This window comes from Geodermatophilus sp. SYSU D00867 (assembly GCF_054050315.1).
On the sequence record NZ_JBJGZC010000022.1, the window covers coordinates 38102 to 59864 of the forward strand.

Annotated in this window: 17 protein-coding genes; 12 read left to right on the forward strand and 5 right to left on the reverse strand. The window is 75.0% G+C overall.

The features are described from left to right. Nucleotides 1–744, forward strand: a complete 744-nt coding sequence (locus ACI8AK_RS19075; RefSeq protein WP_387989610.1) for an SCO1664 family protein — start codon at nt 1–3, stop codon at nt 742–744. 105 nt (nt 745–849) lie between these two features. On the opposite strand, the gene ACI8AK_RS19080 is transcribed toward ACI8AK_RS19075, so the two are convergent. Together ACI8AK_RS19080 and ACI8AK_RS19085 are read right to left on the reverse strand one after the other, a co-directional pair. Beyond that, entirely contained in the window at nt 850–1566 is a 717-nt protein-coding gene (locus ACI8AK_RS19080) for a maleylpyruvate isomerase family mycothiol-dependent enzyme (protein ID WP_387989613.1), read from the reverse strand. 41 nt (nt 1567–1607) lie between these two features. After that, nucleotides 1608–2591, reverse strand: a complete 984-nt coding sequence (locus ACI8AK_RS19085; protein ID WP_387989616.1) for a sugar-binding transcriptional regulator — start codon at nt 2589–2591, stop codon at nt 1608–1610. Between the two features lie 180 nt (nt 2592–2771). On the opposite strand from ACI8AK_RS19085, the gene ACI8AK_RS19090 reads away from it, so the two are divergent. The 5 genes from ACI8AK_RS19090 (at nt 2772) to ACI8AK_RS19110 (ending at nt 9373) form a co-directional block, all read left to right on the forward strand. Beyond that, the gene (locus ACI8AK_RS19090; RefSeq protein WP_387989619.1) at nt 2772–4517 is read left to right on the forward strand and encodes a glycerol-3-phosphate dehydrogenase/oxidase; all 1746 of its coding nucleotides are present in this window, start codon (nt 2772–2774) and stop codon (nt 4515–4517) included. Nucleotides 4518–4673: 156 nt separating this feature from the next. Then, a complete protein-coding gene (locus ACI8AK_RS19095; RefSeq protein WP_387989621.1) occupies nt 4674–5399 on the forward strand; it encodes an MIP/aquaporin family protein in 726 nt (241 codons plus the stop codon). Between the two features lie 79 nt (nt 5400–5478). Beyond that, a complete protein-coding gene (gene glpK / locus ACI8AK_RS19100) occupies nt 5479–6999 on the forward strand; it encodes a glycerol kinase GlpK (protein WP_456957540.1) in 1521 nt (506 codons plus the stop codon). A gap of 80 nt (nt 7000–7079) precedes the next feature. Further along, nucleotides 7080–8342, forward strand: coding sequence for a cysteine--1-D-myo-inosityl 2-amino-2-deoxy-alpha-D-glucopyranoside ligase (gene mshC, locus ACI8AK_RS19105; RefSeq protein WP_387989627.1), 1263 nt, complete (start codon nt 7080–7082; stop codon nt 8340–8342). Beyond that, nucleotides 8342–9373: an HD domain-containing protein gene (locus ACI8AK_RS19110; RefSeq protein ID WP_456957542.1), complete on the forward strand. Its 1032-nt coding sequence runs from the start codon at nt 8342–8344 to the stop codon at nt 9371–9373. Before mshC ends, ACI8AK_RS19110 begins: the two co-directional genes overlap by 1 nt. Nucleotides 9374–9551: 178 nt before the next feature. Here ACI8AK_RS19110 and ACI8AK_RS19115 read toward each other — a convergent pair whose 3' ends face one another. After that, on the reverse strand, nt 9552–10415 hold the full coding sequence (locus ACI8AK_RS19115) for a PAC2 family protein (protein WP_387989633.1): 864 nt from the start codon (nt 10413–10415) through the stop codon (nt 9552–9554). 160 nt (nt 10416–10575) lie between these two features. On the opposite strand from ACI8AK_RS19115, the gene metH reads away from it, so the two are divergent. Next, nucleotides 10576–14388, forward strand: a complete 3813-nt coding sequence (metH, locus tag ACI8AK_RS19120; RefSeq protein WP_456957544.1) for a methionine synthase — start codon at nt 10576–10578, stop codon at nt 14386–14388. Nucleotides 14389–14487: 99 nt separating this feature from the next. On the opposite strand, the gene ACI8AK_RS19125 is transcribed toward metH, so the two are convergent. Then, complete coding sequence (locus tag ACI8AK_RS19125) at nt 14488–14802, reverse strand: helix-turn-helix domain-containing protein (RefSeq protein WP_456957546.1); 315 nt, start codon at nt 14800–14802, stop codon at nt 14488–14490. 730 nt (nt 14803–15532) lie between these two features. Here ACI8AK_RS19125 and ACI8AK_RS19130 point away from each other — a divergent pair. Next, nucleotides 15533–16558, forward strand: a complete 1026-nt coding sequence (locus tag ACI8AK_RS19130) for an NAD(P)-dependent alcohol dehydrogenase (protein ID WP_387989641.1) — start codon at nt 15533–15535, stop codon at nt 16556–16558. Nucleotides 16559–16598: 40 nt separating this feature from the next. Here ACI8AK_RS19130 and ACI8AK_RS19135 read toward each other — a convergent pair whose 3' ends face one another. Further along, entirely contained in the window at nt 16599–16967 is a 369-nt protein-coding gene (locus ACI8AK_RS19135; protein WP_387989643.1) for a nuclear transport factor 2 family protein, read from the reverse strand. A gap of 89 nt (nt 16968–17056) precedes the next feature. On the opposite strand from ACI8AK_RS19135, the gene ACI8AK_RS19140 reads away from it, so the two are divergent. From ACI8AK_RS19140 to ACI8AK_RS19155, 4 genes are all read left to right on the forward strand, one after another. Continuing rightward, nucleotides 17057–19381 carry a transketolase-like TK C-terminal-containing protein gene (locus tag ACI8AK_RS19140; protein ID WP_456957548.1) on the forward strand — a complete coding sequence of 775 codons (2325 nt, stop codon included), beginning with the start codon at nt 17057–17059 and terminating at the stop codon, nt 19379–19381. Between the two features lie 114 nt (nt 19382–19495). Beyond that, nucleotides 19496–20818 carry an ATP-dependent 6-phosphofructokinase gene (locus ACI8AK_RS19145; protein WP_456957550.1) on the forward strand — a complete coding sequence of 441 codons (1323 nt, stop codon included), beginning with the start codon at nt 19496–19498 and terminating at the stop codon, nt 20816–20818. 104 nt (nt 20819–20922) lie between these two features. Further along, nucleotides 20923–21441, forward strand: a complete 519-nt coding sequence (locus tag ACI8AK_RS19150; protein WP_456903017.1) for a hypothetical protein — start codon at nt 20923–20925, stop codon at nt 21439–21441. 74 nt (nt 21442–21515) lie between these two features. Beyond that, a complete protein-coding gene (locus ACI8AK_RS19155) occupies nt 21516–21725 on the forward strand; it encodes a dodecin (protein ID WP_387989654.1) in 210 nt (69 codons plus the stop codon). Nucleotides 21726–21763 lie beyond the last annotated feature (38 nt).

Below are 21763 nucleotides of genomic sequence, written 5' to 3' on the forward strand. Positions count from 1 at the left end.
ATGAGCGAGCCCGCGGAGGACCTCCGCGCCCCGGCCGGCGCCGCCGAGGCGCGCGCCCTGCTGCGCGAGGGCGAGATCGACGTCGAGGGCCGCATGCTCGACGCGAGCAACGTGACGCTGTTCGGCACCGTCCGCACCGGCACGCTCGAGGCCGAGTGCGTCTACAAGCCGGTCGCCGGCGAGCGGCCGCTGTGGGACTTCCCCGACGGCACCCTCGCCGGCCGCGAGGTGTCGGCGGCGCTGGTCAGCGAGGCCACCGGGTGGGACGTCGTCCCGCCCACCGTGCTGCGGGAGGGCCCGTTCGGCCCCGGCATGGTGCAGCTGTGGGTCGACGGCGACCCCGACGTCGACCTGGCTGCGTTCGTGCGCTCGGACCACCCGGGGCTGCGCCGCATGGCGGTGTTCGACGCCGTGGTCAACAACGCCGACCGCAAGGGCGGGCACATCATCCCGACGCCGTCGGGCCACGTGTACGGCGTCGACCACGGCATCTGCTTCTCGACCGACCCGAAGCTGCGCACCCTGCTGTGGCGCTGGGCGGGCAAGCCGCTGCTGCTGGAGGCGCTCGCGGTGCTCGAGCGGCTGGCCGACGACCTGCGCGGCGACCTCGGCGAGGCACTGCACGAGCACCTGACCCGCCGCGAGGTCCGGTGCACGCAGCAGCGGGTGGCCGAGCTGCTGCGCACCCAGGTGCACCCCGAGCCGTCGGGGGACTGGCCCGCGCTGCCCTGGCCCCCCTTCTGACCCGCCGGCACGGGCGACGGTGTGCGCCGACGCCGCACCCCGGGCACCGGGACGCGGCGTCGGCGCACACGCCCACCGGCAGCCGGGCCGTTGCCCGTGCCGGGTTCAGGACAGGTCGACCGCGGCGATCATCGCGGCCGCCTGGAGGCCGTCGCCGTCGACGGTCAGCACCTCCAGCGGCACCCGCCGCCAGCAGGCCAGCAGCAGGTCCCCGGCGGTGCCGCGCAGCGTGGCGACCGGCTGGGGCCGGGTGCCGGCGAACAGGGTCCGCTCGACGCCGGCGTCGACGGCGTGCAGCACCACCGGGTGCGCCCCCTCGGGCGGGCCGTCGGGCAGCGCGCCGGGCACCATCACCTCCAGCCACTCGTCGATGCCGTCGAGGCCGACGTCGGGAGGGATGGGCCGCACGTCGCCGAGCACCTGCTCGACGTCGACGGTGTGGACGACGGCCTCCTGCACCTGGCGCCGGAGCACGAAGCCGACGTCCTGCCGGGGCGCCCAGGTCCACACCCGCTCGGCGGGGTCGGCGCCGGCGAGCGCGGTCTCCAGCTCCGCGGACTGCCCGGCCGCCCAGCCCAGCAGCTCGTCGTCGGGACGGCGGCGCGGCGCCACGTACCCGCCGGGGTCGGGCGCGCGGGTGCGCACCACCCAGGCCCAGAAGTGCTGGACCTCGCCGAGGTGCCACACCAGGTCGGCCAGCGTCCAGCCGGGACACCCGGGCACCGGGGCGGTCCAGCCGCCGGCCAGCACGGCCTCGGCGGCGGCGTCGGCGAACCGGGCGTCGGTGCGGCGCAGCACCGGCAGGTAGCCCGACAGCTCCATCGCGGCCTCCTCGCGCGGGGACGGGCCCCGACGCTAGCCCGTCAGCGGGCCCACAGGGCGGGCACCGGGCGGGGCGCGGTGCGGCGCAGCAGCAGCGCCGCGGCGGTGCGCTCGTCGAGCACCAGGTCGGTGACCAGCCCGCCGGCCAGCGCCGCGGCCAGCGCCGTGACCTTGTTGACGCCGGCGACCGCGCACACCCGCCGCGGGATGCGGCGCAGCGCCGGCGGGACCAGGCCGCTGGTGCGGGCGTTGATCGGGATGCCCTCCCAGGTCCCGTCGCCGCGCAGGAAGACGGTGCACACGTCGCCGACCACCGAGGCGGCGGCGAGGTCGGCGCGGTCGGCGGGGCCGAGGTAGCCCTCCGCCCAGACCCGGCTCGGCACCGGGCCGGCCATCGCGCCGACGCCGAACAGCGCGACGTCGGCGGACTGCTGGATCGCCAGCACCCGGCGCACGCTGCGCTCGCGCCACATCGCCTGGCGGGTCTCGGACCGGTCGAAGAACGCCGGCACGGGGAAGTGGTGCACCTGCGCGTCCCAGGCGGTGCCGAACCGGCCGAGCACGTCGCTGCCGTACCCGACGCCGCTGCTGTGGGTGTTCATCGCGCCGTTGAGCTGGACGACGTGCGCGTCGCGCAGCGGCCGGGCCCGCAGGTGCTGACCCACGGCGCTGGTGGTGGTGCCCCACGCCAGCCCGAGCGTCATCCCGTCACCCATCGCCTCGTCGAGGACCGCCGCGGCCCGGCCGGCGACCAGCTGCAGCCGGGCGACGTCGGGCGCGTCCTCGGGCACCGCGACCACGCGCGCCGTCACGCCGTACCGTGCGCCGAGCTCGCTCGCCATCGAGGCTGCACGTCCGTGCACGGCGCTGACCGAGACGGTGACGATGCCGAGCGCCCGCGCGGCGTCCAGCATCCGGGACACCGTGGACCGCGAGACCCCCTCCTCGGCGGCGATGTCCTCCATCCGCACGCGGTCCAGCCAGTACCGGCGGGCCACCCGCTCGAGGTCCTCGTCGGCCGCCACGGTCCCGCTCCCTCCCGGCGCGGGCGACCCCGCGGTCCGGCTCCCACGCTAACGCCGCCGTGCACGGACGTGCAGGTGGTTGCCCTGCGCGGCCAACGGGTGCAGGTTGACCCTCGTCCCCGGGTGCCGGCACCCCGCCGGCGCCCCGCACCGCCCCCGCACCACCCCCAGGAGTGCCCGGTGTCCACAGCCCTCTCGCCCGAGGTCCGCACCTCCGCCCTCGACCGCATGTCCCGGGACGTGCTGGACGTCCTGGTCATCGGCGGCGGTGTCACCGGGGCCGGGGCCGCGCTCGACGCGGCCAGCCGCGGCCTGACGGTCGGCCTGCTCGAGCAGCGCGACTGGGCCTCGGGCACCTCGAGCCGGGCCAGCAAGCTGGTGCACGGCGGGCTCCGCTACCTGGAGATGCTCGACTTCGCGCTGGTCCGCGAGGCGCTGCACGAGCGCGGCCTGCTCGTCGGCCGGCTCGCCCCGCACCTGGTGCACCCGGTGCCCTTCCTCTACCCGATCCGGCACCGCGTGTGGGAGCGCGCCTACATCGGCGCGGGCATCGCCCTCTACGACGCCCTCGGCGGCCTGCTCGGCCGCCGCGACGGCCACGGCGTGCCGCTGCACCGGCACCTGTCGAAGAAGGGCCTGCGCCGGGTCGCGCCCTCGCTGAGGGACGACGTCGCCGTCGGCGCCATCCGCTACTGGGACGCCAAGGTCGACGACGCCCGCCTCGTGCAGGTGCTCGTGCGCACCGCGGTCGGGCACGGCGCGCTGGCCGCCAGCCGCACCCAGGTCACCGGCTACCTGGAGGAGGACGGCCGCGTCGCGGGCGTGCGGGCGGTGGACCTCGAGACCGGCCGCGAGATCACCGTCCGCGCCCGCCACGTCGTCGGCGCCACCGGGGTGTGGACCGACCAGACGGAGGAGCTCTTCCGCGCCCAGGGCCTGACCGTGCGCGCCTCCAAGGGCGTGCACATCGCCGTGCCGCGCGAGGCGATCGCCGGCGAGGACGGCTTCATCCTGCGCACCGAGAAGAGCGTGCTGTTCATCATCCCGTGGCCGACGCACTGGGTGATCGGCACGACCGACACCCCGTGGGACCTGACCAAGGACCACCCGGTCGCCTCGGCCGCGGACGTCGACTACCTGCTCGACCACGCCAACGCGGTGCTCGAACGCCCGCTCACCCGCGACGACGTCCTCGGCGTCTACACCGGCCTGCGCCCGCTGCTGCAGCCGGTCGACGAGGAGGCCGGGGGGACCACCCGGGTCTCCCGCGAGCACACCGCCGCCACCGTGCGGCCGGGCCTGACGATGATCGCCGGCGGCAAGTACACGACCTACCGCGTCATGGCCCGCGACGTCGTCGACATGGCCCTGCGCGACCGGGCGCCCGGCGAGGACCCCGACGCGCCGATCCCCCAGTCGCTCACCGAGGAGCTGCCGCTGGTGGGCGCCGACGGCTACCGGGTCCGCTGGAACCGCAAGGCGCACCTCGCCGCCGCGCACGGCTGGACCGAGAAGCGCGTGGAGCACCTGCTCGACCGCTACGGCAGCCTGGTCGACGAGGTCCTCGCCCTGGTCGACGCCGACCCCGAGCTCGGGCGCCCGCTGGAGGGCGCGCCGGACTACCTGCCGGCCGAGGTCGTCTACGCGGTCACCTCCGAGGGTGCCCTGCACCTGGAGGACGTGCTCACCCGCCGCACCCGGCTGTCCTACGAGCAGGCCGACCGGGGCACCGCCTCGGCCCGCGCCGCGGCCGACCTCATGGCGCCGCTGCTCGGCTGGGACGACGCCCAGCGCGAGCGGGAGATCAGCACCTACCTGGCGCGGGTGGAGGCCGAGCGCGCCGCCGAGGCCATGCCCGACGACACCTCGGCCGAGCGGGCGCGGCTGCGGGCGCCGGAGATCCGGCCCTTCGCGGACGCGTCGTGAGCCCCGCCTGAGGCAGCCGGCCGGCGAGCGGTCCCGCCGGCCCGGCCGCAGACCGAGAGCACGCACGAAGGAGGTGGAGGCAGGCACCCCGCACCACCCGCCCGGACCGGGCGGGCCCCCATCACGGCACAACCGGACACAGAGAGGTGTCTCAGCGTGTCACTGACCTCCGTCTTCTTCTCCGAGGTGCTCGGCACCGCGATCCTGCTGCTCTTCGGCGTCGGCGTCGTCGCCAACGTCCTGCTCACCGACTCCAAGGGGCACGGCGGCGGCTGGCTGCTCATCAACTTCGGCTGGGGCCTGGGCGTCTTCGCCGGCGTCTACGCGGCCTACCGCAGCGGTGCCCACCTCAACCCGGCGGTCACCGTCGGGCTGTGGGCGTTCGGGGCCGACGAGTACGCCCCCGGTGTCGACGTCACGTTCGGCAGCACCCTGGTCTACTTCGCCGGCGAGTTCGTCGGCGCGTTCCTCGGCGCGGTCGTCGCCTGGCTCGCCTACCAGAAGCACTACGCCGCGCACGACGAGCCCGGCGAGATCCTGGCGACCTTCTCCACGGGCCCGGCGATCCGCAGCCTCCCGTGGAACGCCCTCACCGAGGCCATCGGCACCTTCGTGCTGGTCTACATCATCCTGAAGTTCGGTGACACGCCGAGCCAGATCGGGCCGCTCGCCGTCGCCCTGCTGGTCGTCGGCATCGGCAACTCGCTCGGTGGACCGACCGGGTACGCGATCAACCCCGCCCGCGACCTGGGGCCGCGGATCGCGCACGCCGTGCTGCCCATCGCGAAGAAGGGCGGCAGCGACTGGGGCTACGCGTGGGTCCCCGTCGTCGGCCCGCTCGTCGGCGGTGCCCTGGCCGGCCTGCTCGCCCAGGGCTTCTGACCGCCCGCCGGCCACCCGCACCGGCCGTCCGCACCCGTCCCCTGCACCGTCCCCCTGCACCGTCGCACCCGGAGGAACCGTGAGCAGCTACATCGCCGCCATCGACCAGGGCACCACCAGCACCCGCTGCATGGTCTTCGACCACGACGGCGCCGTCGTCGCCGTGGCCCAGAAGGAGCACGCGCAGATCTTCCCGCGCGCCGGCTGGGTCGAGCACGACCCGCTGGAGATCTGGAGCAACGTCCGCGAGGTGGTCGGGCAGGCGCTGGCCCGCGCCGACCTGGTCGGCTCCGACCTCGCCGCCGTCGGCATCACCAACCAGCGCGAGACCACCGTCGTGTGGGACAAGAACACCGGCGAGCCGGTGTACAACGCGATCGTCTGGCAGGACACCCGCACCGACCGCATCGTCACCGAGCTCGGCGAGCTCGGCGGGGGAGCGGACCGGTACAAGGAGAAGGTCGGCCTGCCGCTGGCCACCTACTTCGCCGGGCCCAAGGTGACCTGGATCCTCGACAACGTCGAGGGCGCCCGCGAGCGCGCCGAGCGCGGCGACCTGCTCATGGGCACGATCGACAGCTGGCTGCTGTGGCAGATGACCGGCGGCACCGACGGCGGCCTGCACCTCACCGACGTCAGCAACGCCTCGCGCACCATGCTCATGGACTACAGCACCCTGGCGTGGGACGAGTCGATCGCCGCCGACATGCGCATCCCCGTGTCGATGCTGCCGGAGATCCGCTCGAACTCCGAGGTCTACGGCGAGGGCCGCAAGGCCGGCGCGCTGGCCGGCGTGAGGATCGCCGGCTCGCTCGGTGACCAGCAGGCGGCCACCTTCGGGCAGGTCTGCTTCCAGAAGGGCATGGCCAAGAACACCTACGGCACCGGCAACTTCCTGCTGCTCAACACCGGCGAGGAGGCGGTGTCCTCGCGCAACGGCCTGCTGACGACGGTCTGCTACCAGATCGGCGGCCGCAAGCCCGTGTACGCGCTGGAGGGCTCGATCGCCGTCACCGGCTCGCTGGTGCAGTGGGTGCGGGACAACCTGCGCCTGATCGGCGGCGCCGGGGAGATCGAGGCGGTGGCCCGGTCGGTGGACGACAACGGCGGCGCCTACTTCGTGCCGGCGTTCTCCGGCCTGTTCGCCCCGCACTGGCGCTCCGACGCCCGCGGCGCGCTGGTCGGGCTCACCCGGTACGTCAACCGCGGCCACCTGGCCCGGGCGGTGCTGGAGGCCACGGCCTACCAGACCCGCGAGGTCGTCGACGCCATGAACGCCGACTCGGGGGTGGCCCTCACCGAGCTGCGGGTCGACGGCGGCATGGTGGTCAACGAGCTGCTGATGCAGTTCCAGGCCGACATCCTCGGCGTCGACGTCGTCCGCCCGAAGATCGCCGAGACGACGGCGCTGGGCGCCGCCTACGCCGCGGGCCTCGCGGTCGGGTTCTGGGCCGACGAGGACGAGCTCACCAGCCAGTGGGCCGAGGACAAGCGGTGGAGCCCGGAGATGGACCAGGCCACCCGCGACCGCTACTACCGCAAGTGGCAGAAGGCGGTGACCCGGACCCTCGAGTGGGTCGACGACGACGACGACCAGTAGGCGACCGGCCCCGCGGGCGCCGTTCCCCAGGGAGGGACGGCGCCCGCGGGCGCGCCGGGAGCGCAACTAGGCTCGCTGACGTGCTCAGCTGGCCCGCCCCGCTCCTGCCGACCCTCCCGGGCCCCGGTCCGGTCCTGCGGCTCTACGACACCGCGCGCGGGCAGGTCGTGGACACCGAGCCCGACGCCGTGGCGCGGATGTACGTCTGCGGGATCACCCCCTACGACGCCACCCACCTCGGCCACGCCGCCACCTACCTGGCCTTCGACCTGGTCAACCGGGTGTGGCGGGACGCCGGGCACGCGGTCCACTACGTGCAGAACGTCACCGACATCGACGACCCGCTGCTCGAGCGCGCCGAGCGCGACGGCGAGGACTGGGTCGTCCTGGCCATGCGCGAGACCGCGCTGTTCCGCGAGGACATGACCGCGCTGCGGGTGCTGCCGCCCGAGGACTACGTCGGCGCGGTCGCGGCGATCCCGCTGATCGTCGCGCACGTGGAGACCCTGCTGGACGCGGGCCTGGCCTACGTCCTCGACGACGGCACCGGCGACGTCTACCACGACGTGGCGCAGGCACCGGGCTTCGGCGAGGAGTCCGGCTACGACGAGGCCACCATGCTCGCGCTGTCCGCCGAGCGCGGCGGCGACCCCGACCGCCCGGGCAAGCGCAACCGGCTCGACCCGCTGCTGTGGCGCGGCGCCCGGGAGGGCGAGCCGTCGTGGCCCGGCCCGCGCGGCATCGACGGCCGGCCCGGCTGGCACGTCGAGTGCGCCGCGATCGCGCTGGACACCATCGGCATGGGCTTCGACGTCCAGGGCGGCGGCAGCGACCTGGTCTTCCCGCACCACGAGTACTCCGCCGTCCACGCCGAGGCGCTCACCGGGACCAAGCCGTTCGCCCGGGCCTACGTGCACGCGGCGATGATCGGCCTGGACGGCGAGAAGATGAGCAAGAGCCGGGGCAACCTGGTGTTCGTCTCCAAGCTGCGCGGCGAGGGCGTCGACCCGATGGCGATCCGGCTGGCGCTGCTGTCGGGTCACTACCGCACCGACCGCGCCTGGACGCCGGACCTGCTGTCCGCCGCCGAGGCGCGGCTGGCCACCTGGCGGCGGGCCACCGCCCGCGACGCCGGCGCGCCCGCCGCACCGGTGCTGGCCGCGCTGCGCGAGCGGCTGGCCGACGACCTCGACAGCCCCGGCGCGATCGCCGCCGTCGACGCCTGGGCGGCCGCCACGCTGGCCGGGGAGGGCGAGAGCGACGACGGCGCCCCCGCGGTGGTGGCCGACGCCGTCGACGCGCTGCTCGGGATCGAGCTCGACACCGCGCTGCAGGAGGGCTGATGGGCGGGGGCTTCTGCTTCACCGACCGCGCCGCGCGCGAGCGGGAGGAGCAGGGCCTCGCCCCGGCCGCGGCCCGGTCGGCGGCCACCCGCGGCCGCGCCGTCGACGAGCCCGAGGACCGGCTGCGCACCGCCTTCGAGCGGGACCGGGACCGCATCCTGCACGCCAAGGCCTTCCGCCGGCTCAAGCACAAGACCCAGGTCTTCCTCAACCCCGACGGCGACCACTTCGTCACCCGGCTCACCCACACGCTGCAGGTCACCCAGGTCGCCCGGGCCATCGCCCGCGCACTGGGACTGAACGAGACCCTCGCCGAGGCGATCGCGCTCGGCCACGACGTCGGCCACTCGCCGTTCGGCCACATCGGCGAGGACGCGTTCGACCCCTACGTCCCCGGCGGGTGGCACCACGCGGCGCAGGGGGTGCGGATCGTCGAGGTGCTGGAGCACCTGAACCTCACCTGGGAGGTGCGCGACGGCATCCGCGCGCACAGCTGGAAGATCACCCCGCCGCCGGCCACGCGCGAGGGGGAGTGCGTGCGGTACGCCGACCGGATCGCCTACCTCTCCCACGACGCGCTCGACGCCGTCCGCGCCGGGGTGCTGCGCGTGCCCGACCTGCCCGCCCGTGCCTGCGAGCTGTTCGGCGAGCCGGGCAGCGCGATGGTGGGCGCGATGGTCGACGCCGTCGTCGCCGGCTCCCTCGCCGACGGCGGCGCGGTGGTCATGGCCGACGAGCCGCTGGCCGCGATGGACGAGCTGCGGACCTTCATGTTCCGGCGGGTCTACCTGTCCGAGACCGCCGCGGGGCAGAAGCAGCTGGCGGTCGACGTCATCCGGCGGCTGGTCGACCACCACCTCGCCGCGCCCGGCCTCATCCCGGCGTCCTACCGGGACACCGAGGCCGACGTCGTCACCCAGGTCGTCGACTACGTCTCGGGGATGACCGACCGGTACGCGCTGGCCACCCACGACCGGCTCTTCGGCGACGACGCCGCCGCCCGCATGGCCCCGCTGCTGCGCCGCGAGTGACCCTGCGGCCCGGGGAGCGGGCCGTCGCCGGGGTCCCTCGTGCCCTGCCGGGCGGGCAGCACCACCAGGGCACGGGGGACGCCCGCACGGCCGTCGCCGCGACCGTTATCCCCAACTCTGGTGCGCCACCGGACGGTGGGCGCCGCCGCGGGCGGAGCCGGTTGCCGGGAGGGGGCGCTCAGTTGGGGGAGGAGCCGCGGCGGCGGAGGTAGCGCTCGAACTCGCGGGCGATCTGGTCGCCGTCGGCCTGGGACAGGTCGGTCTCGGTGGCGCGCTCCTCCAGCGAGCGCACGTACTCGACGACCTCGGCGTCCTCCTGCGCCATCTCGTCGACGGTCTTCACCCAGTCGTCGGCCTGCTGGGGGAGCGCGCCGAGCGGCACCGCCAGCTCCAGCACCTCCTCGACCCGCTGCAGCAGCGCGACGGTGGCCCGCGGCGAGGGCGGCTGGGAGACGTAGTGGGGGACCGCCGCCCAGAAGCTCACCGCCGGCAGGCCGGCCTGCACGCACGCGTCCTGGAAGACGCCGAGGATGCCGGTGGGTCCCTCGTAGCGGGAGGTCTCCAGGCCGTAGGTGCGCGCGGACTCCTGGTCGTAGGCCGAGCCGGAGACCGGGGTGGGCCGGGTGTGCGGGGTGTCGGCGAGCAGGGCGCCCAGCGCCACCACCGTCTGGACGCCGAGCTCCTCGCACAGCTCGATCAGCTCGGCGCAGAACCCGCGCCAGCGCATGTTGGGCTCGATCCCGCGGATCAGGACGACGTCGCGGTCGCTGCCCGGCGGGCGGGCCACGGAGATGCGCGTCGTCGGCCACTCGACGCGCCGGCTCACCCCGCCCACGAGCGAGACGGTGGGCCGGTTGACCTGGAAGTCGTAGTAGTCCTCGGGGTCGAGCGCCGCGAGGGGGGTGGCGTCCCAGATGAGCTCCAGGTGCTCGAGCGCCCCGGTGGCGGCGTCCCCGGCGTCGTTCCAGCCCTCGAAGGCGACCACCGCCACCGGCCGGTTCAGCTGGGGCAGGTCCTCGGGAGCGGACTTCGGGTCGATCACCCCTGCGAGCCTACGTCGGTCGGGCCGCCCGACCGGGGTGGCGCGGGATGGGAAGATGTCCCGGACGTCCCGGGTTGCTCCCCGGACCACCCGGCGTCGGTGTCGGGCACGCTCGCACAGGAGATCCCGGCACCGTTCCGAACGCACCCCGAGGATGCCCGTGACCGACGCCCCCGACCTCCGGCCCGACGCGACGGCGGAGCTCACCTCCCTGATGGAGCAGCGGATCCTCGTGCTCGACGGCGCGATGGGGACCGCGATCCAGCGGGACCGCCCGAGCGAGGCCGGCTACCGCGGGGAGCGCTTCGCCGACTGGCCGGTCGACGTCCAGGGCAACAACGACCTGCTGGTGCTCACCCGGCCGGAGCTGGTGGCCGGCATCCACCGCGAGTACCTCGACGCCGGCGCCGACCTGGTCGAGACCAACACCTTCAACGCCAACGCCGTCTCGCTGGCCGACTACGGCATGGCCGCGCTCGCGCGGGAGATCAACGTCGCGGCGGCCCGGCTGGCCCGCCGCGAGGCCGACGCGGCCACCGCGCGCACCCCGGGGAAGCCGCGGTACGTCGCCGGCGCGATGGGCCCGACCACCCGGACGGCGTCCATCTCGCCCGACGTCAACGACCCCGGCGCCCGCAACGTCACCTTCCCCGAGCTGGTCGAGGCCTACCTCGAGCAGGCCGGCGGCCTGGTCGACGGCGGCGCGGACGTGCTGCTGGTCGAGACGGTCTTCGACACGCTCAACGCCAAGGCCGCGATCGTCGCGCTGGAGGCGCTGTTCGAGCAGCGCGGCCGCCGCTGGCCGGTGATGGTCTCCGGCACGATCACCGACGCGTCCGGCCGGACGCTGTCGGGGCAGACGACCGAGGCGTTCTGGCACTCGGTGCGCCACGTGCGGCCGCTGGTGGTCGGGCTCAACTGCGCGCTGGGCGCCGCGGAGATGCGGCCCTACGTCGCCGAGCTGGCGCGGATCGCCGACGCGTTCGTCTCCTGCTATCCCAACGCCGGGCTGCCCAACGCCTTCGGCGAGTACGACGAGGCGCCCGCCGACACCGCCGGCGTGCTGCACGGCTTCGCCGAGGACGGCTTCGTCAACGTCGTCGGCGGCTGCTGCGGCACCACGCCCGAGCACATCGCCGCGGTGGCCGCGGCGGTGGACGGGCTGCCGCCGCGCACGCCGCCGGCCGTCCGCCCGGCGCTGCGGCTGTCGGGCCTGGAGCCGCTGACCGTCGACGCCGACTCGCTGTTCGTCAACATCGGCGAGCGCACCAACATCACCGGCTCGGCCCGGTTCCGCCGGCTGATCCGCGACGGCGACTACCCGACGGCGCTGGCCGTCGCCCGCCAGCAGGTCGAGGCCGGCGCGCAGGTCATCGACGTCAACATGGACGAGGGCATGATCGACGGCGTCGCGGCGATGACCCGCTTCACCCGCCTGATCGCCGCCGAGCCCGACATCTGCCGCGTGCCGGTGATGGTCGACTCCTCCAAGTGGGAGGTCATCGAGGCCGGCCTCCAGCAGCTGCAGGGCAAGTCGATCGTCAACTCGATCTCGCTGAAGAACGGCGAGGCGGAGTTCGTCGAGCACGCCCGGCTGTGCCGCCGGTACGGCGCGGCCGTCGTCGTCATGGCCTTCGACGAGGACGGGCAGGCCGACACCCTCGAGCGCCGGCAGCAGATCTGCCGCCGCGCCTACGACATCCTCGTCGACCGGGTCGGCTTCCCCGCCGAGGACGTGATCTTCGACCCCAACGTCTTCGCCGTCGCCACCGGCATCGAGGAGCACGCCCGCTACGGCCTGGACTTCATCGAGGCCACCCGCTGGATCAAGGAGAACCTGCCGCACGCGCTGGTCTCCGGCGGCGTCTCCAACGTCTCGTTCTCCTTCCGCGGCAACAACCGCGTCCGCGAGGCCATCCACGCGGTGTTCCTCTTCCACGCGATCGCCGCCGGCATGGACATGGGCATCGTCAACGCCGGCGCGCTGGAGGTGTACGAGGAGGTCCCCGAGCGGCTGCGCGAGCGCATCGAGGACGTCGTCCTGGCCCGCCGGCCCGACGCCACCGAGCGGCTGCTGGAGATCGCCGGCGAGTACGCCGCCTCCGGCGCCGCCGAGGAGGCCGCCGCCGAGGAGTGGCGGGCGCTGCCGGTCGAGGAGCGGATCACCCACGCGCTGGTCAAGGGCATCGACGAGTTCGTCGAGGCCGACACCGAGGAGCTGCGGCGGGAGATCGCCGCGCGCGGCGGCCGGCCGATCGAGGTCATCGAGGGCCCGCTGATGGGCGGGATGAACGTCGTCGGCGACCTGTTCGGCGCCGGGAAGATGTTCCTGCCGCAGGTGGTGAAGTCCGCGCGGGTGATGAAGAAGGCCGTGGCCCACCTCGTGCCCCACATCGAGGCGGAGAAGCAGCCCGGCGACACGGGGAGCGGGGACGAGCGCCGCACCAACGGCACCGTGGTCATGGCGACGGTGAAGGGCGACGTCCACGACATCGGCAAGAACATCGTGGGCGTCGTGCTGCAGTGCAACAACTACGACGTCGTCGACCTCGGCGTCATGGTGCCGGCGCAGAAGGTGCTCGACACCGCCAAGGAGGTCGGCGCCGACGTCATCGGCCTGTCCGGGCTGATCACGCCCTCGCTGGACGAGATGGTCAACCTGGCCGGCGAGATGGAGCGGCAGGGCTTCGAGGTGCCGCTGCTCATCGGCGGGGCCACGACGTCGCGGGCGCACACCGCGGTCAAGGTCGCCCCGCGCTACCACGGCCCGGTCATCTGGGTGAAGGACGCGTCGCGGTCGGTGCCCGTCGTCGCGGCGCTGCTGTCGGACGAGCAGCGCCCCGGCCTGCTGGCGGCCACCGAGACCGAGTACGAGACGCTGCGCGAGCGGCACGCCGCGCGCACCGACACCCGGACGCTGCTGCCGCTGGCCGCCGCCCGCGCCGCCGCCCCGGCGCTGGACTGGTCGGTCTACACCCCGCCGCGGCCGCGGATGCTGCTGCAGCAGACCCGCGACGTGTGCACCGGGCCCTCCTGCGACCACGCGCACGCCGAGGTCGGCTACACCCGCGTGCTGCGCGACTACCCGCTGGAGGAGCTGCGCGGCTACGTCGACTGGCAGCCGTTCTTCACCGCCTGGGAGATGCGCGGCCGGTTCCCCGACCTGCTGAACAACCCGGCCACCGGCGACGCCGCGCGGCGGCTGTACGCCGACGCGCAGGCGATGCTCGACCGGATCGTCGCCGAGCGCTGGCTCACCGCCTCCGGCGTGTTCGGGCTGTTCCCGGCGGCCCGGGTCGACGGCGAGGACATCGAGGTCTACACCGACGAGTCCCGCACGCGGGTGCGCGCGGTGCTGCACCAGCTGCGGCAGCAGACCGAGGGCCGCGACGGCACCCCGCGCAGGTCGCTCGCCGACTTCGTGGCGCCGAAGGAGACCGGGCTGCGCGACCACGTCGGCGCCTTCGCCGTCACCGCGGGCCTCGGCTCGGCCGAGCGGGTCGCGGCGTTCAAGGCCGCCCACGACGACTACTCGGCGATCATGCTCGAGGCGCTCGCCGACCGGCTGGCCGAGGCGTTCGCCGAGCGGCTGCACGAGCGGGTGCGCCGGGAGTTCTGGGGCTACGCGGCCGACGAGCGGCTGGACAACGACGCCCTGATCGCCGAGCGCTACCGCGGCATCCGCCCCGCGCCCGGCTACCCGGCCTGCCCCGAGCACACCGAGAAGCAGACGATCTGGGACCTGCTCGACGTCGAGGCCTCGATCGGGCTGCAGCTGACCGAGTCCATGGCGATGTGGCCGGGCGCCGCGGTCAGCGGGCTGTACTTCTCGCACCCGGAGGCGCGGTACTTCAACCTGGGCCGGCTGGGCCGCGACCAGGTCGAGGACTACGCCCGCCGCAAGGGCTGGACGCTCGCCGAGGCCGAGCGCTGGCTCGCCCCCAACCTGGGCTACCGCACCGACGACGACTGACGAAGGCCCCCGTCCTCCTCAGCGCTCGCACGCTCGGGACGAGCCCCGGGACGGGGCCGTCCCGGTGCTGCACCGGGGCCGTTCCGGCACGTCGCGGGGTCAGCGCTGGGGGACGGTGATCTCGTACTGGGCGATCTTGCGGTAGAGGGTCGCCCGGCCGATGCCGAGCTCCTCGGCGACGCGGGTCATCGTGGTGCCCGGCTCGGTCAGGCACCGCACGATCTCGTCGCGCTCGAGCCGCTCCAGGCGGGACAGCGCCCGCGCGCCGCCGTCGAGCACCTCCGGCGCCAGGTGGCGCACGTCGACGACGTCGGCGCGGGCCACCGCCTCCCGCACCACCCGCCGCAGCTGGGCGACGTTGCCCGGCCAGCCGCAGGCGGCCAGCGCCCGGGCCGCGCGCGGGGTGAACGACACGTCCCGGTGCCGCTCCTGCCGCGCGGTACTCCGGCGCGGTGAGCACCGCGGGCTGCGGGCGCCCGGCGCGGCGGACCGTGGCCAGCCCCTGCGCCAGCTCGCCCGCGGCCCACGCCGGCAGCCGGTGCAGCCCGGGGACGATCACGCACGTGTCGCCGTCGCGCAGCTCGGGGGTCCACAGCTCCAGCCGCGGGGCGACGTCCCGAGGTGTCGTCGCCGATCCGGGCCAGCACGAACCCGGCGGGGTCGGCGAGCATCAGGCCCACCGGCTTGTCGGCGATCGTCGTCTGCAGGTCGGTGAGCACCCGGTGCGCGCACTCGTACAGCGGGGGGCCGGTGTCCGGCGTGCCGGTGAACACGGGCACGACCTCGTCGGACGGCACGCCGTAGCCCTGGCTGCGCCGCCACGACGCGCGCACCCGCGGGGCGCTGCCCCGGCCGGCCGGCACGGGGTCGGGCAGCGGCTCCGGTGGGCCGGACCAGCTCGTCCACGGGCACCTCCGGACGGCAGGACGCCGGTGTCCCGTGCCACGGGGAGGCACCCGCCGCGGCGGCGGGCGCGGCGTCTCCAGGTGAGACGCCGGGCCCGCTCGCGGCGGTCGCGTCCCGCGCTAGCGTCGGCGGCGAGCACGTGACCCAGCTCACGCCCGGAGCCGACGGAGGCCGACGGATGTACACCAGGGACGGCGAGCAGTACGACCGTCCCCCGCTCCCGCTGGAGGTGCGCTAGATGAAGGCCGTCCGCGTGCACGAGTACCACGCCGACCCCTCGATCGACGAGATCCCCGAACCGCAGCTCCGGGGCCCCCTCGACGTGATCGTGAAGATCGGCGGCGCCGGGGTGTGCCGCACCGACCTGCACATCCTCGAGGGCCAGTGGGCCGACCTGCAGAACCCCGACCTGCCCTACGTGATCGGGCACGAGAACGCCGGCTGGGTGCACGCCGTGGGGGAGGGGGTCACCAACGTCGCCGTCGGCGACACGGTGATCCTGCACCCGCAGCCCAGCTGCGGCCTGTGCGCGGCCTGCCGCGCCGGCCGGGACATGCAGTGCGAGAACGCGTTCTTCCCCGGGCTGAGCAACGACGACGGGGGGATGGCCGAGTACCTGCGCACCACCGCCCGCGCGTGCGTCAAGCTCGACCCGTCGACCGACCCGGCCGGCGTCGCCGCGCTCGCCGACGCCGGCATCACCGCCTACCACGCGGTGCGCAAGGCCCTGCCGCTGCTGTACCCGGGCACGACGGCGGTCGTCCTGGGCGCCGGCGGCCTCGGCCACATCGGCGTGCAGTGCCTGGCCGCGCTCTCGGCCACCCGGGTCGTCGTCGTCGACCGCAACCCCGACGCCCTGGCGCTCGCCCGGCAGATCGGCGCGGACGAGACCGTCGTCGCCGACGGCGGCCAGGTGCAGGCCGTCCAGGAGCTGACCGGCGGGGGCGCGGACGTCGTCTTCGACTTCGTCGCCGAGCAGGGCGCGGAGATGGACGGCTGGCGCATGACCCGCCCGGCCGGCTCGTACTACGTCATCGGGTACGGCGGCGAGCTGCGCATCCCGACGCTGGACTTCGTCGCCGGGGAGAAGAACGTCGTCGGCAACATCGTCGGCACCTACACCGACCTGGCCGAGCTGATGGTGCTCGCCCAGGCCGGGAAGGTCACCCTGCACACCCAGCGGTACCCGCTGGACCGGGCCGTGGACGCGCTCCGCGACCTCGAGGCCGGGAAGGTGCGGGGACGCGCGATCCTCGTGCCGTGAGCGGGCGCGGCCCCCGGCCCGCCCCGGCCGGGGGCCGCGTCTACCCCTCCCCGCCCACCTGCTCGAGGTCCATCCGCGACACCAGGTCGCCGCTGAACCGGTAGACGTGGCGCACCGTCTCCCGCGAGAGCACGGTGCCGCCCGGGTCGCGCACGGTCAGCGCCACGGTGACCGCGACCGAGCCGTCCGGGCGCTCCTCGACGCCGGTCGGCCGCACCAGCGGGCGGACCTGCGCCCACTGCCGCTCCCAGTAGTCCCGCACGCCGTCGTGCCCGTGCACCCGGCCGCCCTCCCAGCCGTTGGGCCAGTCCACGTCCGGCGCCATGGCGGCCACCACCGCGTCCAGGTCGCGGGCGGTGAACGCCCGGTAGAGCGAGCGCAGCAGGGCGGGGCGGTCCGGGGTGGTCACGGGGAGCGACGGTGCCACACCGGACCTCCCTCCGGCAGGAGCGCGCGTCCGCGCGATGCTGGTCGTCCGCCCACCCGACAGGAGTGACCATGACGCTCGCCGCCCCGCGGCCCCCCGCCACCGGCTCGGACGACGCCGCGCTGCGCGAGATCGAGCAGCGCGTGCTGTGGCTGGCGACGGCGATCGTCGACCACGCCAACCGGGTGCGCCCCAACCCGAGCGGTCTCAAGGTGGGCGGGCACCAGGCGTCCAGCGCCTCGATGGTCACGATCATGACCGCGCTGTGGCTGGAGCAGCTGGCCGCCGACGACCGGGTGAGCGTCAAGCCGCACGCTAGCCCGGTGCTGCACGCGCTGGAGTTCCTGCTCGGGCAGCTGGACGCCTCGTGGCTGACCACGCTGCGCGAGTTCGGCGGCCTGCAGTCCTACCCGTCGCGGCTGAAGGACCCCGTCCCGGCGGACTACTCGACCGGCTCGGTCGGCATCGGGGCCACCGCGCCGATCTGGGGCGCGCTGGCCCGACGCTACGTCAACACCCAGTTCGGCGCCGGCGGCACCGGCCGGCAGTGGTCGCTGGTGGGCGACGCCGAGCTGGACGAGGGCGCGGTCTGGGAGGCCGTGCTCGACCCGATGGTCGCCGAGCTCGGCGAGGTGAACTGGATCGTCGACCTCAACCGGCAGTCGCTGGACCGCGTCGTCCCGACCATGGGCGCCACCCGGCTGCAGGGCATGTTCACCGCGGCCGGCTGGCAGGTGCTCACCGTCAAGTACGGCGCGCTGCTGGAGGAGCTGTTCACCCGGCCCGGCGGGGCCGCGCTGCGCGACCGCATCGACGGGATGAGCAACGCCGAGTACCAGCGGCTGCTGCGCCGCACGCCCGCGGAGGTCCGCCGGGAGCTGCCCGGGGACGGGCCCGGCGCGGCCGCGGTCGCCGGGCTCGTCGCCGACGTGGCCGACGCCGACCTGGTCGCCGCCGTGCGCAACCTCGGCGGGCACGACCTCACCGCGCTGCGGCAGGCGTTCGCGCGGATCGACGACACCCGCCCCACCGTGGTCATCGCCTACACCCTCAAGGGCTACGGGCTGGCCACCGAGGGCCACCCGCAGAACCACTCCGCGCTGCTCACCGAGGCCCAGCTGCACGAGCTCGCCGCCCGCGTCGGCGTCGACCCGGCGCAGCCGTGGGCCGGGTTCCCGGCCGGCAGCCGCCCCGCCGACCTGCTCGCCGCCGCGGCGCGGCGGCTGACCCGGCCCCCGGTCGACGACGCCGTCGCCCCTCCGGTGCCGGCCGACCTGGGCCGCACCCCGTCGGGCACCGCGACGACGCAGGCGGCGCTGGGCCGCACGCTGCTCGACCTCAACCGCGCCGCCCCGGAGGTGGGCCGGCGGGTGGTCACCGTCAGCCCCGACGTGTCCAGCTCGACCAACCTCGGCGGCTGGGTGAACAAGGTCGGCGTCTGGTCGCACGAGGACCGCCGCGACTGGTTCGCCGACGACGCCGAGACGATCCTGCACTGGCGGGAGAAGCCCTCGGGCCAGCACGTGGAGCTCGGCATCGCCGAGACCAACCTGGTCGGCGCCATCGGCGAGCTCGGCGCCACCTGGTCGCGGTGGGGCCAGCCGCTGCTGCCGGTCGGCGTCCTCTACGACCCGTTCGTCGAGCGGGCGCTGGAGCCGTGGTCGTTCACCATCTACGCCGGCGGGCAGTCGCTGCTGGTCGGCACGCCGTCGGGGGTGACGCTGGCGCCCGAGGGCGGCGCGCACCAGTCGGTGACCACCCCGTCGATCGGGCTGGAGCAGCCCGGCTGCCTGTCCTACGAGCCGGCGTTCGCCCTCGACACCGAGTGGTGCCTGCTGGCCGCGCTCGGCCAGATGGGCCGCCCCGGCGGGCAGTCGGCGTACGTGCGGCTGTCCACCCGCCCGGTGGACCAGGCGCTGGCCGCGGTGCCCGCCGACCCGGCCGCCCGGGAGCGGCGCCGCCGGCAGGTGGTGGCCGGCGCCTACCCGCTGCGCCGGGTGCCGCGCCCGGCGGTGACGCTGGCCGCGATGGGCGCCGTCGTCCCCGAGGCCCTGGCCGCCGCCGAGCGGCTGGACGGGCTCGGCTTCCCCGCCGACGTCGTCGTGGTGACCAGCCCCGGCCTGCTGTTCCGCGCCGTGCAGGCCCGCCGCGGGCTGGACGACGCCGCGCCGTGGGTGCTCGACGGCGCGTTCCCCGCCGACCGGGCCGCGCCGCTGGTCACCGTGCTCGACGGGCACCCGCACACGCTCGCGTTCCTCGCCGGGGTCCGCGGGGTGCCGGCGGCGCACCTGGGCGTCACCCGGTTCGGCCAGAGCGGCGACCTCGACAGCGTCTACCGCCACCACGGCCTCGACGTCGACTCGCTGGTCGGCGCGGCGCTCGACCTCGTCGACTGAGCGGAGCGCGCCGCGGCCCGTTCCGCGGGCCCAGGAGATCCAGTCGACATGACGTCCTGACGACCGGGGTGCCGCGCGCAGCGGCGGTGCCCCGGTGTGGGAGCGTTGACCCTCGTGATCGGACACCAGGACCTCGCCGTGCGGACGTTGGGTCCGTGCCGCATCGACTCGCCGCTGGCGGAGCGGCTGGCCGCGCGGGAGACCACGCAGCACTCGGTGGAGGAGGACGACCGGATCCTCTTCGACGACACCCTGTCGATGGCCGGCACCCGGGGCGTGCCGGTCGACCAGCTGCCCAGCCTGGAGCCCGGCGGGCCGCGCAAGCGCATCTACTTCGACCCGGCCAAGACCCGGGTCGGCATCGTCACCTGCGGCGGGCTGTGCCCCGGCCTCAACGACGTCATCCGCGGGCTGGTCCTCGAGCTGTGCCGCCACTACGGCGTGCGCCGGATCGTCGGGTTCCGCAACGGCTACCGCGGCTTCATCCCGCACTACGGCGAGGACGTCGTCGACCTCTCGCCCGAGGTGGTCCAGCACATCGACGACGAGGGCGGCACCATCCTCGGCACCTCGCGCGGCGTGCAGGACCCCGAGGAGATCGTCGACGCCCTGGAGCGGCTGGCGATCAACATCCTGTTCGTCATCGGCGGCGACGGCACCATCCGCGGGGCGATGGAGGTCGTGCGGGTCATCCAGGAGCGCGGCCTGAAGATCGCCGTCGTCGGCGTGCCCAAGACGATCGACAACGACATCCCCTACATCGACCAGAGCTTCGGCTTCCAGACCGCGATGGCCGAGGCCACCAAGTCGATCCACGCCGCCAGCGTGGAGGCCCGCTCGGCCCCCGGCGGCGTGGGCCTGGTCAAGCTCATGGGCCGCCACTCGGGCTTCATCGCCTGCTACTCGGTGCTGGCCAAGGACGACGCCGACTACGTGCTCATCCCCGAGGTGCCCTTCACGCTGCACGGCGAGCGCGGCTTCCTCGAGCACCTGCGCCGCCGGGTCGAGGACCGCGGCCACGCCGTCGTCGTGGTGGCCGAGGGCGCCGGGCAGGAGCACATCGAGGAGCACGAGCCCGGCCGCGACGCCTCGGGCAACGTCCGCCTCGGCGACGTCGGCCGGCTGCTGCGCCGGCTGATCACCGAGCACCTCGACGACGCGAAGGTCGAGAACAACGTCCGCTACTTCGACCCCAGCTACGCCATCCGCAGCGTGCCGGCCAACCCCTACGACAGCGCCTACTGCCTGCGGCTGGCGCACGCCGCGGTGCACGCGGCGATGGCCGGGCGCACCGAGGTGATCGTGGCCCGGCGCCGCCGGCGGTTCGTGCACATCCCGATGCCGCTGGCGGTCAGCCGCCGCAACCACGTCGACCCGCTCGGCGACCTGTGGATGTCGGTGCTCGAGGCCACCGGGCAGCCGGTGCGCTTCGAGTAGGGCTCACCCGCCCGGGTGGGATCCCGGGATCCGGCTCCCCGCCGCCCCCGCGTCTGCCGATGGGCCCGTGTCAGGTGCAGCTCACCAGCGACACGAGGGACGGCATGGACACGACGGGACGCTCGACGACGCGACGGGGCCGCCTGGCGCGGGGCCTCGCGGCCACCGCGGTCGGCGCGGCCGTCGCCCTCACCCCCGGCGTCGCCGGGGCGGCGCCGAACCGCGCCGACCCGCCCGACGTGGTGCCGCTGGTCGACTGCGTCGTCCGGCACGCCGACGGCAGCTGGACGGCGGTGTTCGGCTACGACAACCGCACCGGGGAGACGGTGGACATCCCGGTCGGCCCGGCCAACCAGGTGACGCCGGCCCCGCTCGGCGAGCCGCAGCCGACCACCTTCGCCCCCGGGGTTCGGCACGGCGTGTTCTCCGTGACCGTCGAGAACGGCGGCGGCCCGATGTGGCACCTGGGCAGCACCGACCTCGCCGCCCGCAAGGCCGACGCGGCGTGCCCGCCCTCGACGCAGATGCCGGCCGAGGGCAACGGCACCGGGCTCGCGATCGGCGTCGCCGTGGCCGGCGGGGTCGGCGCGGTGGTGCTGCGGCGGGCCCGCCGCCGGGCCTGAGCCCTCCCGCGCCCGGCCTCGGCCGGGCCAGGATCACCCCGGGACGGCGCCGCCGTCCCGGGGAGGAGACCGCCATGGCCAACCACGTGTACCGGCTGACCGAGGTCGTCGGCAGCAGCCCGACCGGCATCGACGACGCGATCCGCACCGCGATCGGCAAGGCGTCGCAGACCATCCGGCACGTCGAGTGGTTCGAGGTCCAGGAGGTGCGGGGCCAGGTCGTCGACGGCGACGTCGCGCACGTCCAGGTGACGCTCAAGATCGGGTTCCGCGTCGAGGACTGACCGCCTCGCGTGCGGGCGCCGGTCCGGTCCGGCGCGGT